The sequence below is a fragment of the Levilactobacillus acidifarinae DSM 19394 = JCM 15949 genome, from assembly GCF_001434835.1.
Lineage (GTDB): Bacteria > Bacillota > Bacilli > Lactobacillales > Lactobacillaceae > Levilactobacillus > Levilactobacillus acidifarinae.
In genome coordinates, this window is record NZ_AZDV01000006.1 from 72,692 (window position 1) to 85,401 (window position 12,710).

The 12,710-nt window shown below is 53.5% G+C and carries 12 protein-coding genes; 7 read left to right on the forward strand and 5 right to left on the reverse strand.

The window, feature by feature from the left end:
* Positions 1-96: 96 nt before the first annotated feature.
* From FD25_RS04960 to FD25_RS04975, 4 genes are all read left to right on the forward strand, one after another.
* Complete coding sequence (locus FD25_RS04960) at positions 97-552, forward strand: MarR family winged helix-turn-helix transcriptional regulator (RefSeq protein WP_057801958.1); 456 nt, start codon at positions 97-99, stop codon at positions 550-552.
* A 33-nt stretch (positions 553-585) separates the two neighbouring features.
* Positions 586-1,233, forward strand: coding sequence for an NAD(P)H-hydrate epimerase (locus FD25_RS04965; RefSeq protein ID WP_057801960.1), 648 nt, complete (start codon positions 586-588; stop codon positions 1,231-1,233).
* 107 nt (positions 1,234-1,340) lie between these two features.
* Positions 1,341-1,892: a M15 family metallopeptidase gene (locus FD25_RS04970; RefSeq protein ID WP_057801962.1), complete on the forward strand. Its 552-nt coding sequence runs from the start codon at positions 1,341-1,343 to the stop codon at positions 1,890-1,892.
* 188 nt (positions 1,893-2,080) lie between these two features.
* Positions 2,081-3,025: a DMT family transporter gene (locus FD25_RS04975; protein WP_057801964.1), complete on the forward strand. Its 945-nt coding sequence runs from the start codon at positions 2,081-2,083 to the stop codon at positions 3,023-3,025.
* Between the two features lie 401 nt (positions 3,026-3,426).
* On the opposite strand, the gene aldA is transcribed toward FD25_RS04975, so the two are convergent.
* The 3 genes from aldA to FD25_RS04990 form a co-directional block, all read right to left on the reverse strand.
* Complete coding sequence (gene aldA, locus FD25_RS04980) at positions 3,427-4,902, reverse strand: aldehyde dehydrogenase (RefSeq protein ID WP_057801966.1); 1,476 nt, start codon at positions 4,900-4,902, stop codon at positions 3,427-3,429.
* Between the two features lie 50 nt (positions 4,903-4,952).
* Complete coding sequence (locus tag FD25_RS04985) at positions 4,953-6,074, reverse strand: NAD(P)-dependent alcohol dehydrogenase (RefSeq protein ID WP_057801968.1); 1,122 nt, start codon at positions 6,072-6,074, stop codon at positions 4,953-4,955.
* 441 nt (positions 6,075-6,515) lie between these two features.
* Positions 6,516-7,142, reverse strand: coding sequence for an LVIS_2131 family protein (locus FD25_RS04990; protein WP_057801970.1), 627 nt, complete (start codon positions 7,140-7,142; stop codon positions 6,516-6,518).
* Between the two features lie 154 nt (positions 7,143-7,296).
* Here FD25_RS04990 and FD25_RS04995 point away from each other — a divergent pair, with 154 nt between their 5' ends.
* Together FD25_RS04995 and FD25_RS05000 are read left to right on the forward strand one after the other, a co-directional pair.
* Positions 7,297-8,253, forward strand: a complete 957-nt coding sequence (locus tag FD25_RS04995; RefSeq protein ID WP_057801972.1) for a linear amide C-N hydrolase — start codon at positions 7,297-7,299, stop codon at positions 8,251-8,253.
* 153 nt (positions 8,254-8,406) lie between these two features.
* Positions 8,407-8,889 carry a C40 family peptidase gene (locus FD25_RS05000; protein ID WP_057801974.1) on the forward strand — a complete coding sequence of 161 codons (483 nt, stop codon included), beginning with the start codon at positions 8,407-8,409 and terminating at the stop codon, positions 8,887-8,889.
* 143 nt (positions 8,890-9,032) lie between these two features.
* On the opposite strand, the gene FD25_RS05005 is transcribed toward FD25_RS05000, so the two are convergent.
* Complete coding sequence (locus tag FD25_RS05005; protein ID WP_057802143.1) at positions 9,033-9,368, reverse strand: helix-turn-helix domain-containing protein; 336 nt, start codon at positions 9,366-9,368, stop codon at positions 9,033-9,035.
* A gap of 223 nt (positions 9,369-9,591) precedes the next feature.
* Positions 9,592-11,559, reverse strand: a complete 1,968-nt coding sequence (locus tag FD25_RS05010) for a S9 family peptidase (protein WP_225428543.1) — start codon at positions 11,557-11,559, stop codon at positions 9,592-9,594.
* A gap of 197 nt (positions 11,560-11,756) precedes the next feature.
* Here FD25_RS05010 and FD25_RS05015 point away from each other — a divergent pair, with 197 nt between their 5' ends.
* Positions 11,757-12,686, forward strand: a complete 930-nt coding sequence (locus tag FD25_RS05015; RefSeq protein ID WP_057801978.1) for a 2-dehydropantoate 2-reductase — start codon at positions 11,757-11,759, stop codon at positions 12,684-12,686.
* Positions 12,687-12,710: the final 24 nt, after the last annotated feature.

A 12,710-nucleotide genomic window follows, 5' to 3' on the forward strand; every position in this document is an offset into this window, starting at 1 on the left:
CGAATCGTTATCCTTAACCGTTATCTGGTGTAAACTAAAGATAATGCGCGGGCGCTTCCCGCGTAACGAGTTCGAATCGTTAAGGAGGGGCGTTTTATGGAAGACTACATTCTAGACTTCACCACTAACCTCGCCATCCTCCACCGTCAATTTCAGCGTGATATGAACCAAATTCTAGAGGCGGATAAGGTTCCCATCAACATCACGGAATTTTACCTGTTAGTTTTGGTTTCCGAGACCAGTCCCATTAATCAACGGATGGCGGCACGTACGATTGCGGTGGACGAAGGCCTGATGACCCGCATGGTCCGCCACCTGGTGGCCTTAGATTTCCTGCAAAAGACCGATGACCCAGCCGACCGCCGCAACAAGCAGTTGACCCTAACGGCTACCGGTGAACAGCTAGTCCAGCGGGCGGTGCAAGTCCTGCACCACTGGTGGCAAAACGTCACCCCGACCGATACCACCGTGAATTTCCAAGCCATGACCGAACAGCTACAGCGGTTATCCATGCGCGTTTTGCAGTTCGATCATCCACTCGAAAACCTTTAAGTTGTTTTTGTGACATTCAAGGAGGGACTATTAATGAGTAAAGCCATTACGATTGCGCAAGCGCAGAGTTACGACGCCCATACCATTAACGAGATTGGCATTCCCGCCATGGTGCTGATGGAACGCGCGGCGTTAGCCACCTTCAACAACCTGTTAAATGATGATTACGACCTCACCCGTGTGGTGGTGGTCGCTGCGACCGGGAACAACGGCGGGGACGGCATTGCCGTGGCCCGCTTACTGAAGGTCCGCAACATTGACGTCGCCATCTACCTGCTAGGCGACCCCGCTAAGGCTACGGACCAAACGGCCCAACAGTTAAAAATTGCCAACTACTACCACATTCCGTTCACCACGGACCTAAACGACGTGATCAACGCCACCACAATTATTGACGCCATCTTCGGCGTGGGGTTGAGTCGGCCGATTACCGGCAAGTTCGCCGAAGCGGTCAACGCGATTAACGCTACCGACGCCTCGACCGTGGCCATCGACGTGCCATCCGGCATCAACGCCGACAGTGGTGAAACGTTAGGCGTGGCGGTTCAAGCCGATTCCACGACCACCATGGCCTACAAAAAAGTCGGCATGCTGACCGCCAACGGTAAGCAACACACCGGCATTCTCCACGTGGCCGACATCGGGATTTACGGGGCCGATCACGTGGAAACCATCAAATAGACTTCATCCAAACGGGTTCCTAACGAACCCGTTTTTTTTAGGCATTTTTGTTGCCTTTTTCAGGGGGCCTTGGTATATTGAAATCGGTTACATAAAGGAGGTTTTCGATGTCCAAAAAAACCGGCTTTAGCAACATTCAAACCTTAGATCCAACCCTGCTAGTTGACTTGCGTTACGCAACCCCCAACAACTTCACAGGACAAGTTATCTACGACTTCACCACGGCCATCGCACGCACGGGGACGGCCCAGAAATTGGTTGTCGCCAATGCTGCGCTCCGTCAACAGGGCTACCGACTTAAAGTTTGGGACGCCTATCGCCCGGTGACCGCCCAAAGACGCCTTTTTGACGTTTACCCCGACCCGAATTTTGTGGCACAGCCCGATTCGAACTTCTCGCATCAAAAAGGGGTCACTTTCGATTTAACGCTCTGTGATGCTGCGGGCCACGAACTCGAGATGCAAAGCGCGTTCGACGACTTTTCCGAACGGGCCCACCGCGAGTACCCCCGCACAGCCGAACAAGAACACAACTACCAACTCCTGAACCAAGCGATGTTGGCCGCTGGTTTTGTCGGCTACATCAACGAGTGGTGGGACTACCGAGACGCGGACCAAGCTGCCTACGCCCCGCTAGCCGCCAATCCGAATGATTTCTAGGCTTTACTTATTTACTCAATAGCACTCCCCCCTAAAACGGACGTTTAACCGGTGATTGAGACCGCGTTTAAACGTCCGTTTGACGTTTGGCCAAACCCATTGCGGTTAAATAACTAAGCAACTTATCACCACTTCTTACCACAAATGGTGTTAACTAGAAGTAAGTACGTTTTGAGGAGGGAACTGTTTTGTTTGCCTTAGTTATGGGGGTCGTCATCGGCCTCATTTTACCGTTACAAACCAGCATTAATTCGCGTTTACGCCGCTCCGTCGGGTCGCCCTTCGTGGCCTCATTAATTTCCTTTACCATCGGCACCCTATTTCTCGCCGTCGTCACGCTGGGCGTCGATCACCACCTGTTCTTCAGTCCCCACCTATTTAGCCAACAACCGGCCTGGCTGTGGATTGGCGGGTTATTCGGGGTCGTCTACCTGACCTGCAACATCCTGTTGTTCCCCCAACTGGGAAGCGTCCAAACCGTGATTCTACCCATGTTTGGTCAAATTCTGATGGGGTTGTTGATCGATAACTTCGGTTGGTTTCACGCCAAGGTGAGTCCCCTGACCCCCGTTCGACTGGGGGGCGCCGTTCTGGTCTTAATCGGCGTCATCGTCACCGTGGCGTTAAGTACCTGGTTATTAAACCGGCGCGACACGTTGACTCCTAGCGCTCGCTCGGCCCAACTCGGTCTGTGGCTCTGGCGCTTACTTGGTATCGGCGCCGGGATGCTCGGGGCCGCCCAATCCGCCATCAACGGCCACTTGGGTCTAGTCCTCAAGTCATCGTTAAATGCGGCCTTTATTTCGTTTTTCGTGGGAACCCTAGCCCTGATTGTGGTTAATCTGGTCTTGCGTTCACCACGACAACTCATTCACCCCGATCACCAACCGAATCCTTGGTGGATGTGGCTGGGTGGCGTCATCGGCGCATTGTTCGTTTTAGGCAACGTCTATCTGGTACCGATTCTAGGAACCGGTTTAACCGTTGTGATTGTTTTAGTTGGTCTGATGGGCGGCAGCTTGTTGATCGACAACTTCGGTTGGCTGGATAGCAAACGTAACCCGGTCACGTTGGTTCAAATCGTGGGCCTACTGATCATGATTGGTGGCGTCGCACTCATTCATTTAGCTTAAAGTTAACTCCGGTTAGTCGCTTGAATTTTTTGGCGACTAACCGGAGTTTTTTGCTTTTCGTTATTTTAGTGAACCCAATTCGCTCGACTAGCGCTATCTGCGGCCGCCGAAACGTGCTTTTAGGGGACAGCCAGGTTCAGGCTCTTTTTGGTAATTACTTGTAAGTAACAGTGCCCCCAGTTACTAGCGCTATCTGCAACTTCTGAAACGTGCGACTGACGGGCAGCCGGTTCCGCTTAATCCCGATAACGGATTCATCCCCAAGGACCGGGGATAAACCCGTTATCGGCCTTAATGCTCACCAGCTAAACGCCCTTCGTCGCACTCTAACACAAAAGGACCGTCCCCTCTCTGGAGAACGACCCTTTCGATCAAAGCTGCTGTTCTTGCAAAGTTAGATTTTAGCCTTGAGCCTTTTCTGGATGACCTTGCAAGTAGATGACATGCGTATTCAAGTATTCTTCAATCCCGTGACGCCCGTCGTCACCGCCGATACCGGATTCCTTCCAACCGGAGTGTGACCCGTTCATGGCTTCGAAGTTGAACCGGTTGATGTAGGTTTCCCCGTCTTCCAGTTCGTTCGCCGCCCGGGCCGCGTTGTCCAAGTTCTGCGTGAAGATGGACGATGTCAGCCCAAAGTCGCTGTCGTTAGCCATGTTAATCGCATCGTCTAAGGTCTTGAAGGTCACAATTGGCAATACCGGCCCGAAGATTTCGTCTTGCACGATTTCGGAGTCCTGCTTAACGTTGGTGATCACCGTTGGCTCGTAGTAGAACCCGTTTTCGATGGTGACCTTGTGGCCCCCGGTCGTAATCTTACCGCCGGCCTTGACCGCCCGTTGGACCATCCCGTCTACCTTGTCCAAGGCAGCCTGGTTGATCAGTGGTCCCATGCCGGAATCCTTATCGGTAATTGGATTAGCAACCTTGACGGCAGCCATCTTGGTGGTCAACTTCTTGGTGAATTCGTCGGCCACGTCTTCTTGAACGTAAATTCGTTCACAGTTATTGCAAAGTTGGCCGTTGTTGTCGATCCGTGAATCGATGATGGCTTGAGCGGCCAAGTCTAGGTCGGCATCGCTGCAGACGATGGCTGGCGCCTTCCCGCCTAATTCCAGGGAAACCTTGGCCATGTGAGTTGCGGCGGCCCCCATGACGCGTTTCCCGGAATCCACGGACCCGGTCAGACTAATGATGCCAATCTTCTTGTTCCGGGATAGTTCGTCCCCGACGACCGAGCCAGGCCCGGTAACAAAGTTGACGACCCCCTTCGGAATGCCCACCTTATCGACGATCTTGGCAAATTCCAAGGCCAGGTTAGGCGTATCGGAACTTGGTTTCATCACGATGGTGTTCCCGGTAACCAAAGCCGGCCCCATCTTCCGCGCAATCAGGAAGAATGGGAAGTTCCACGGTAAGATCCCCGCGGCCACCCCAATGGGTTGCTTAGCAATCATGATGTTTTCGTTAGCGTTGTCGGATTGGAGAATTTCCCCTTCGTAGGTCCGGGCCGCCGCAGCCATGTAGTCGAAGTAGTCCGCGGAGAACATAATTTCCGTGGTGGCTAACGACTTGATCTTCCCCTGTTCTTCTTGCAACAAAGCAATCAGATGGTCGGCTTGGTTGCGAACTTCCGTGGCGACGTCGTGGAGGTACTGCCCCCGGGTCGCCGCTGGCACGAACTTCCAAGTCTTTTCGGCTTCATAGGCGTCGTTGATTGCCGCTTGGGTTTCTTCGCGCGTGGCACTCGGCACGGTTGAGATCTTCTCACCGGTCGACGGGTTAATCACCGTCAGTAATTTACCAGAAGTTGAGTCCTTAAATTCACCATTAACATACATTTGGTAGTGCTTTAATCCAGTTTCTGTTGCTGGCATTGCTAAGGCTTCCTTTTCGTTAAATTCTTAAACGACAACGTCACAAAAACTTATTTACCAGGTACGTAGTCGGGGTCGATGACCAGCACGGGCTTGATGGTCTTCCCGCTACCGGAATCGGCGTTAGCTTCGTTGATTTGGTCGAAGCGGTAGAACTTTTCGGTCTTGTCGAAGTCAAACATCCCGGCCTGGTAGAACCGAATCAACCGTGGAATATCGATTTGTGGTACGGAATCACCCATGTTGACCCCGACGACTTTCCGGTCGCTCACACACAGGTCGTTCCAGGTATCCAAGTCGATGTGGTGTGGCGTAACGGCGATGGTGGCCGTAGTTCCACCCTGGGCTAAGGCTTGGATGGAGTCTTCCATGACCTGCTTAACCCCGGTCGTATCAACCGCCCAGTCGACCCCGTAGCCGCCGGTCAGCTTCTTGATGGCTTCGACGGCGTTTTCGGTCTTACTGTTGATGGTGTCGGTCGCACCGAGCTCTTTAGCCAAAGCCAAACGAGAGTCCACCACGTCCACGGCAATGACGGTCGTGCACCCGGAGATCTTACCGGCCATCATGGCGGCTAACCCAACGGCCCCGGTCCCGAAGACGGCGATCGTATCACCGGGCTTCGGCTTCAAGGTGTTCAGGACGGTCCCGGATCCAGTCACGTACCCGCAACCTAGTGGGCCTAATTTCCGCAAATCCAAATCCTTAGGAACTTTGACGGCGTTCCGTTCCCGAACTACCGTGGTCGTGGTGAAGGAAGATTGGTCGAACATGTCGGCAACTTGGTGGCCATTTTCCGTGAAGTGGGCGCTCCCATCGGGCCGAACCCCAGACAAGTTATTAGCCGCGTAGTTCAGACACTGTGTCGGCATCCCCTTCAAACAATTCGTGCAATTTCCACAACCATAGAAGGATAAGATGACGTGGTCACCGGGCTTGAAGTCCTTGACTTCGGGCCCCACCTTTTCGACAATTCCGGAACCTTCGTGGCCCAAAATGATTGGATAGCCAATTTCGGCGTCACCCTTTCGCAGCGCTTCGTCGGAGTGACAAATCCCGGTCGCAACCATGTGAACTTGTAAGTCGTCCGCCTGCATCGGTGCCAATTCAACGTCATCTTTAATTTCGAAGGAACCGCCCTTCTTATCAACAACTGCCGCTTTGATCCGCATAATATCATCCTTTCTAAAATAATGATTCAGCAACTTGATCGACGTGATTAGAGACTCGCAATCCGTGGATCATGGTATGCCCCCACAGTTATCGGGGCCGCTAATCACGATGATGGTTAATCAAAGATTGTGAATTACTAATCATTCGCTCTACAAGTTCGTTATAGTCCTTTTTCGGCCGTAATTAAAGGGCTTTCATAATATTTTTATATATTTTTGATGTGCCGTTTTACAAGTTTGTTTATTAATTTGTTTGTAAATTCACATTATTAATCGGTCGATTACCTACCGCAATCCCCGGCCGAACGCGGCATAAATCGTTATACTTGCACGCAATTAACCGGCCAAATTTTTCGGTTTTTTGCTATTCAAGACTAAAAAATCGCGTCCACAAAAAAATCCGAACCACCATGTGATTCGGACCATTTAGTCAGACTTTGCTTATTTTTGGACCATAAACGAATGATCCGGAATGCGAATCAGCGTAAACCGGTTTGCTAACCGCCCAGCGTGCAACCCAATCCCGTTAACGAAACTCTTCTTATAGGTGGTCTCAATGACGCCGACCCAGGCCTTCTGGTGCCGTTGGTCGTAACGCGCGACCCGCTGTTTATCCCAGTGGTACGCCGATGCCGGTAAGTTGATGGGGTTCTTCCCCGTCGCCACCGTTGCCGCCGTACTATCGACCCGGTACTGCTCGCCTTCGGTCAGGTAAGTATATTGTTGAATGGGTTTCTGACCACTATTATTGGTTACCGCGACGTAATAGGAAGACCCGCTTCCCGTTCCCGTGTTCAAGACCAGTGGTTCGTAGCGCGTGGTCTGGGAGACCCGGTTTCCTAGTTGATTGACGTTTTGGAAAAAGGTGGTGTAGCTCATGCCGCCAAAGAAAAGGAGCCAAGCCACTAATTCCACCGTCGAGATGGTGAAATTGCGCCAAGAAAAGCTCCGGCCCTCCTTAACGATTAAATGAATTCGCCGCACACGCATATCGTGCGTCATCCAGATGAGAGTGATCAAGACCAAGAGCCACAAGACCATCCCGACTAAGTTCCAAGTTGATTTCATGAAACGATTCGTTCCCTTCCCAAATCTTGCTTAGTTTAATGTCACGTTTTCCATTACCCCTTAGCTTACGAGATTGCCGCCCCGAATACAAGCGCATTTCGTGATAAATTCCGTTATACTAAGGCTAACCACATCCTATAAGGAGGGATTTCTCATGTGTACTAGTCTGACCTACACCAACGGCGCCGGGCAACACTTCTTTGCCCGAACCATGGACTTCCCCACCACCACGCCTTGGCGCCCCATCTTCTTACCTAGAGACTACCGGTGGATGACGGCATTACAAACGCGGCGAATGACCCGCTACGCCTTACTCGGTGGCGGCCGACTGGCCGTGGATCGGCCGGCTTACCTGATGGCCGATGGGATCAACGAACGGGGCTTAACCTGTGCCGAGCTCTACCTGCCCGGCGCAACCACCTACGCCGACGAGCCACTCGCCGGTAAAGTCAACCTGACCCCGCAAGACTTTATCAACTGGGCGCTGGGCGAACACGCCACGTTGGCCGAGATTGTGGCCGACCTGCCCCAAGTCCGGTTGGTGAGTCGCCGCTGGGGGAACGACCGTTACGTCTACCCCTTCCACTGGATTCTAAGCGACCGGACCGGGCAAACTCTGGTGATTGAACCCACCGAGCTCACCCTGCACGCCCAAATTGATACCAGTGGTGTGCTGACCAACACCCCCGTTCTGGCGACCCATTTACATAATCTCAACCAATTTCTCCACGTCCCCGGCGACACCTTCCAACCAGCGACCATCACCGCCGCGCGGGAATACCTCACGAGTAGCGCGCCCCTCCCCACTGGTCCCGTCCCCACCGACCGTTTCATCCGGACGGCCATCACCCGTTGGGGGACCCCGCTACTACCCACGAGTCTAGCCACTCAACGAGCCATTTTCGCCTGGTTAGCCGCGGTAAGCCTCCCTTATCACCCCGAACGCCGCCACGAACGGAACCATAATTACACCCATTACCGGTCCCTCATCAATCTCAACACCTTAAGTTATACATTTATTCCCCGGACCACTCACCGTCTGCAACAAATCAAATTAACGCCACGAATGGCGGCCAGCCGGCATTCTCCACACGTTTACCCCGCTAACTAGTCGCTAATTTTACAAAATCTCTACCCACCTTTAACCCGATTGATATGCCGTTGAAACATTTCTGTAATGACTCCCTGATAGTATTAAACACATCGATTACGAAATGACCAAATAAAAAATGATTTAATAATATTAAGGAGTTTGTTTATTTTTATGAAGAAGACGTTAACGAAATTTATCCTGTCCCTAGTTGCCACGGTAGCTTTTGCCTTTACCGGTGCCCAACTCAGCCAACCAACGGAAGCCCACGCGGCAACCGAAATCTCTTACAGCAAGATCCAAACCGTTGCTAAAGCCCAATTGGGTAAGCCTTACGGTTGGGGTTCCACGGGTCCTTCCCGGTTTGACTGCTCCGGGTTCACCAGCTACGTGTACAAGCACGCCGCTAAGAAAGTGATCCCCCGCACCGCCCAAGCGCAATACAACAAGTACAAGCACGTTTCTTACAAGAACATCAAGAAGGGTGACCTGGTCTTCTTCGGTGGGAGCAAGCGTTCCATCTCCCACGTCGGCTTATACGTCGGTAACGGTAAGATGATCGATTCCCAAAACCGTGGTGTTGTGACCGAAGCCGTTCACGCCCCATGGTGGCACGCCGTTGGTTACGCCCGCGTTGGTAACGTGGTCGCCGACTAATTCTTCTCTTCTAAAACGTAAAATCATAAACTTAAACCTTGACCCTTCCCACCATCGGCGTGCGGAAGGGTTTTTGTTTGCCTGCTAGTCAAAAGCGCCCCGTTCTAACGACAATCGTCGCCAAAACGGGGCACGCTTTGTCTTCACTTACCAAAAAAACTACCAATAATCGCCACGATTGCGATCAGCACCCACCAATACCGGGCCAGAAAGTCCCAACCGTTGAGGTGTTCTCCGGGTCGCGGCTGGTGTTGGGTCATGTCCATCGGGTCCGACTGACTCCCCAACACCAATTGGTCTAAACTCACATTCAGTTGGGCAGCCAAACGAACCAGCATCGTTAGATCCGGGGTTGCTTGTCCCTGCTCCCAATCCGTCACCGCCTGCGCCGACACACCTAACTGGGTCGCTAACTGGTCCTGCGATAGATGACGTTTTTGCCGCAACTGGGTCAGTTGCCGGCTAAAATGCATCGTCATGGTCATCCCCGCCTTTCTTCCTTAATTCTATCAAGACCACCGCGTTAATGCCCGAAAAGCACCTCGATACTGCCTAAAATCGGGATCCTCAATTAGTAAACCTGAACGCCTAAACATATCGCCTCGTAGCCGAACTGAACCTGGCATTACGTCTACTCATCGGTCAACAAAAACGGCGCCCGTCATCAAGCTGATGACGGGCGCCGCTAATTTTAGTGTGAGTCTATTTTTCCACAGATGGGTGGGCCGTAAACCACTCGTCCATGTCTAAGATCCGTTGAATTTTCAGACTCGGTAAACCGGCCCGGGAGACCCCGTGGAAGCTTTGCGGGTACCGGACAAAGTCGGCATCCACCCCAGTCTGTTTGACTGCCGTAAAGTACTCTTCGGATTGGCTGATAGGGCAACGCATGTCCCATTCACCGTGAAGTAACCGAATCGGCGTCGTAACCTGCGGCGCGTAGGCTAGTGGGGACTGTTTCCAATAGGAAGCCACCCCACCCTTGGCGAAGAGGTCTTGGCCCAATTCTCGTGGATTGAAGTAAAAGCCGATATCACTGGTCCCGTACAGGCTGATCCAGTTGGTAACGGGCCGTTGGGCGACCGCCCCGGCAAACCGGTGCGTGTGGCCAATGGTCCACAGGGTCATGAAGCCCCCGTAAGAACCGCCGGCGATGTATTGCCGGTCGGCATCTAGTTCGGGGAACTGGGCCAGCGCCGCGTCTAAACCGCTCATCACGTCGGTATAGTCACCCTCACCGTAGTGTTCGTTGACCGCATTTTCGAAGTCCTGCCCGTAACTAGTGGAGCCTCGGGGGTTCACGAAGACCACGCCGTACCCTAAGTTGGCGTGGACCTGGAACTCGTAAAAGAAGGTCTCCCCGTAGTTGGCGTGCGGACCCCCGTGGACGTATAACAGGACCGGCGTCTTGGGTGCCTTAGTCTGGGCGGGCAGATACCAGCCTTCTAAAGCTTGCCCGTCGGCTGCTTTATAGTCGAAATGTTGCGGTTGGGCGTAATCGTGACTCTGTTCGTAGGCCGCGTTAGGATTATACACGGCGCGAACCTGCTGATCGCTAACCGTGACCGTTTGGAGTTCCGCCGGCCGGGTCTGCGCGGAAACCGCTAAGACCACGTGATCACCATCGACCACGTCAAAATCGACGATTTCGTGGGCGGCATCGTTGAGCAACTCGATACCGGCCACCGTTCCCACGTATAACTGACTATGAGCGTGGTAGGCCGCCGTGAAGACCACTCGCTGGTTATCCAGCCACCGGACGAGTTTGCCGCCCGGTTGTTGGGTCCAATCGGCCGCAAATTCGGAGGTGCAATCCGCCGCTAAATCGGTGGTCAAATCGGTTAATTTTCCGGTTTTCAAGTCGACCAAGTAAAGATCCGCGATGGTTTGCGAATCGAACCGGCCATCGCTCCCCACCAGGGCCACGGTTTGACCATCGGGCGCGATGGTGGCGTCGGCAAAGCGGCCCTGTTCGAGACTCGCCGTCAGGTCCGTCGTCTCACCGGTCGCCACGTTGTAGCAATAAGCCCCGTGAGCGAAGTCCCGGTCGTTAGCCGGTTGGTCGTCCTGTAAGAACGTGACCGTTTGTCCGTCGGTGCTGACCGAGGTCAACGCAAAGTCGTATGGTCGTTGGAAAACCTCTTCGACGGCACCGGTCGCTGGTAAATATCGGCGTAAGCGGTAGGTCACGTGCAACGGCAGCCAACCATAGCCGTCCGCCTTATTGATCAGGCGTTCGACGTGCCGGGGCTGAGGAAACGCTTCGGGATTCGGTAACTTGGGCCGTTCCGTGGTTTCGGTGGTCTTAAAGTAAATACTCTGGCCGTCCGCCGCCGCAATCACGGTGTTCACGGCTTCACCTGCGGTCGCAATCACGGCCGGCTCGCCACCCGTCACGGGGACTTGGTAGAGTTGGGCGGGCGCACTGCCCACCTTAGCCGCGTAAAAAACGGTCGTCGCCGTTACGGCCGGTTGAACGTTGAGTTCTCCCGTCGTGGCCACCACCCGTTGATGACCGGCGTCATCCACGCTATTAATCTGCGCCCGATACCCATCGGTTGCTTGATCCATGTGATTTTCCACAAAATAATACCGCCCGTTCGCCGCTACCGGCTGCGAGAGCGCCTTTAACCGGAATAAATCTCGTGCACTAACCCCTGTTGCTGTCATCCGCATCGCTTCCCTTTTCTCATTGTTTTCTCACAAAGTGATTAGTCCTATCCTAGCCTTTCACTTCAGGCCTGTCAATTCTAAAATGATTGGTCCCCCATTTATAGTAGGAACCTGCTAAACTAGACTTGTCTCACCGGGCGTGGCGCTGGTTACGCGTCAACGCTTCACTATTGTTTAAAAGGAGTGTTTAATTTATGAAGATTGCAATTGCCGGGGCCGGCGCCATGGGGAGTCGGTTTGGCGTTAAACTCCAACAAGCGGGCAACGCCGTCACGTTGATCGATAACTGGGCCGACCACGTTCGAGCGATCCAGACGAACGGGCTGGTGGTCACCAAGGACGGTCACGACACGGTCATTCCCATGACCGCGGCTTTGCCACAAGACGTTCACGACACCTTTGACCTCATCATCCTCTTCACCAAGGCCATGCAGATGGACCACATGCTTCAGGAATTAAAAGCCCAACTTGGCAACCAACCGGCCGTCTTAGTTTTAGCCAACGGGATCGGTAACGTCGAAACCATCGAACGCTACGTCCCGAAACAAAACATCGTCGCCGGCACCACGGTCTGGTCATCGAGTCTTACCGGACCCGGTCACATCACTGTCACCGGGTCCGGGAGCATCTCGCTGCAAGCCATCGTCCCCGATCAATTCGGTGACCTGGACCACATCGTCGAGACGCTGAACGGCGCCGGTCTAAAGGCCAGTCCGGCACCCGACGTCCTCGCCGCCATCTGGAAAAAGGCGGGCTTAAACAGCGTGCTCAACACCTACTGCACCCTCTTTGACTGTAACATCGCCGAATTCGGTGCGTTACCCAACTGGCGAGAATTGACCGCGGGCGTGCTGGACGAATTCCAAGCCGTGGCGACCGCCGCCAACGTTGCCTTTGACGCTCAGGCCGACACCGACCTAATTGCCGCCCAGTTCGCGCCGGATAAAAACGGGGAACACTACCCCTCAATGCACCAGGACATGGCCAACCGCCGGCCCACAGAAATCGATTTTCTTAACGGTTACGTGGCCCAGCTCGGCCAAAAACTGGCCGTTCCGGCGCCGAATAACGCCCTGTTAACCCAATTGATCCATAGCCAAGAGGCCTTGCACGGGATCGCCTAACTCCACCTCAGAAAAAGGAACACC

Coding starts and splice junctions, on each gene's coding strand:
- FD25_RS04960 (WP_057801958.1), top strand. CDS start 97: ATGGAAGACTACATTCTAGACTTCACCACTAACCTCGCCATCCTCCAC.
- FD25_RS04965 (WP_057801960.1), top strand. CDS start 586: ATGAGTAAAGCCATTACGATTGCGCAAGCGCAGAGTTACGACGCCCAT.
- FD25_RS04970 (WP_057801962.1), top strand. CDS start 1,341: ATGTCCAAAAAAACCGGCTTTAGCAACATTCAAACCTTAGATCCAACC.
- aldA (WP_057801966.1), bottom strand. CDS start 4,902: ATGCCAGCAACAGAAACTGGATTAAAGCACTACCAAATGTATGTTAAT.
- FD25_RS04985 (WP_057801968.1), bottom strand. CDS start 6,074: ATGCGGATCAAAGCGGCAGTTGTTGATAAGAAGGGCGGTTCCTTCGAA.
- FD25_RS04990 (WP_057801970.1), bottom strand. CDS start 7,142: ATGAAATCAACTTGGAACTTAGTCGGGATGGTCTTGTGGCTCTTGGTC.
- FD25_RS04995 (WP_057801972.1), top strand. CDS start 7,297: ATGTGTACTAGTCTGACCTACACCAACGGCGCCGGGCAACACTTCTTT.
- FD25_RS05000 (WP_057801974.1), top strand. CDS start 8,407: ATGAAGAAGACGTTAACGAAATTTATCCTGTCCCTAGTTGCCACGGTA.
- FD25_RS05005 (WP_057802143.1), bottom strand. CDS start 9,368: ATGACGATGCATTTTAGCCGGCAACTGACCCAGTTGCGGCAAAAACGT.
- FD25_RS05010 (WP_225428543.1), bottom strand. CDS start 11,559: ATGACAGCAACAGGGGTTAGTGCACGAGATTTATTCCGGTTAAAGGCG.
- FD25_RS05015 (WP_057801978.1), top strand. CDS start 11,757: ATGAAGATTGCAATTGCCGGGGCCGGCGCCATGGGGAGTCGGTTTGGC.